Genomic DNA, 1,676 nt, shown 5'->3' with positions numbered 1-1,676 from the left:
GTTCCTGATTTAGGGTTTGGCATTAATCCTTTAGGTCCTAAAACTCTACCGATTCTTCCAACTACACCCATCATATCTGGAGTAGCTACCACTACATCATAATCAAACCAGTTTTCTGATTGGATCTTTTGAACTAATTCTTCAGCTCCAACAAAATCTGCACCAGCTTCTTGAGCTTCTTTTGCTTTGTCTCCTTTAGCGAAAACTAAAACTCTAACTGTTTTACCTGTTCCATGTGGTAAAACTACTGCACCTCTAACTTGTTGGTCCGCATGTCTTGGATCTACCCCAAGTCTTACGTGTAGTTCGATTGTTTCATCGAAGTTAGCTTTTGCAGTTTTAACAGCAAGATCTAACGCTTCTGTTACATTATATAAAGCACTTTTATCTACTAATTTTGCACTTTCAACATATTTTTTTCCCATAATAAGCCTCCTTTGTGGTATTAACGGTTTTTACCTCCCACTATTTTAAAATGAATTACTCTTCAATAGTTACGCCCATACTTCTAGCTGTTCCTGCTATCATTCTCATAGCACTTTCAACGCTAGCTGCATTTAAATCTGGCATTTTTAATTCTGCGATCTTTCTTACTTGATCCTTAGTTAAACTACCAACTTTTGTTCTGTTTGGTACTCCTGATCCGCTTTCAAGTCCTAATTCTTTTTTGATTAGTACTGCAGCTGGAGGAGTCTTTAAGATAAAGCTAAACGATCTATCTTGATATACAGTGATTACTACTGGTATTATTAATCCAGCCTTATCAGCAGTTTTTGCGTTGAACTCCTTACAGAATCCCATGATGTTTACACCGTGTTGTCCTAATGCTGGTCCAACTGGTGGTGCTGGAGTTGCCTTTCCTGCAGCAAGTTGAAGTTTGATCATTCCAGTTACTTTCTTAGCCATGTTGTTATTCCTCCTATACTGTGGTAATACGGGCTTTTGCCCTCCCACTTAATTAAAACATTAGTCTTTTATAAGACTAAAATCAAATTAAACTAATTTTTCTACTTGGTTAAAATCTAGTTCAGCAAGTGTTTCCCTACCGAACATATCAACTGAAGCTTTAATTTTAAGCTTCTCAAGATTGATTTCTTGAATGGTTCCAATAAATTCTCTCAGTGGTCCTGAGGTAACTTTAATACTTTCCCCAACTTCAAGATCTGTTTCTCTAGGTAGTTCTACAACTCCCATAGATTCAATCTCCATTTCAGTAAGAGGCACTGGTTTAGAACCAGGTCCTACGAATCCTGTTACACCTCTTGTATTTATAACAACATACCATGATTCGTCTGTCATTAGCATTTTTACAATTACATACCCAGGAAACTTCTTTTTAAAACTTACCTTTGGATTACCATCTTTATCTTTCTTTTCTTCATCGATAACTTCTTCCATAGGAATCTGTATATCTTGTATTAGGTGATGAAGATTTCTATTTTCAATAGTTTTTTCAATGGTAGCTTTAACTTTGTTTTCATATCCAGAATACGTATGTACTACGTACCATCTTGCTATTTCACTCATATTAATCGGTGTTACCACCTAAACCTCCTTTATTTCAGTTTCAAAACTACTTCGAAGAGGTTTTGAAAAATATAATCAAATCCACCTACTAATACAATGTATATAATAGTGAATCCTAGAACAGCAATTAATGCTTTTTTCGTTTCCTC

At 35.6% G+C, this 1,676-nt stretch carries 3 protein-coding genes and 1 pseudogene; all 4 read right to left on the bottom strand.

The window, feature by feature from the left end:
• A pseudogene (locus tag ACRC28_RS05670) lies at positions 1-425 on the bottom strand (50S ribosomal protein L1); the annotation flags it as partial.
• Between the two features lie 55 nt (positions 426-480).
• Entirely contained in the window at positions 481-906 is a 426-nt protein-coding gene (rplK, locus tag ACRC28_RS05665) for a 50S ribosomal protein L11 (protein ID WP_438541500.1), read from the bottom strand.
• A gap of 87 nt (positions 907-993) precedes the next feature.
• Positions 994-1,527 (bottom strand): transcription termination/antitermination protein NusG, encoded by a 534-nt coding sequence (nusG, locus tag ACRC28_RS05660; RefSeq protein WP_438542476.1) that lies wholly within the window; start codon positions 1,525-1,527, stop codon positions 994-996.
• A 29-nt stretch (positions 1,528-1,556) separates the two neighbouring features.
• Positions 1,557-1,676 (bottom strand): preprotein translocase subunit SecE (gene secE, locus ACRC28_RS05655; RefSeq protein ID WP_438541503.1); only part of this gene is annotated, 120 nt, incomplete at its 5' end.

It is taken from the genome of Clostridium sp. (assembly GCF_051650885.1).
GTDB lineage: Bacteria > Bacillota > Clostridia > Clostridiales > Clostridiaceae > Clostridium.
Note: the sequence above shows the minus strand (reverse complement) of the source record. Positions and strands in the feature narration are given on the sequence as shown.

What these genes read in the sequence shown, in the direction of transcription:
- rplK (WP_438541500.1), bottom strand. Translation starts at nt 906, where the DNA reads ATGGCTAAGAAAGTAACTGGAATGATCAAACTTCAACTTGCTGCAGGA.
- nusG (WP_438542476.1), bottom strand. Translation starts at nt 1,527, where the DNA reads ATGAGTGAAATAGCAAGATGGTACGTAGTACATACGTATTCTGGATAT.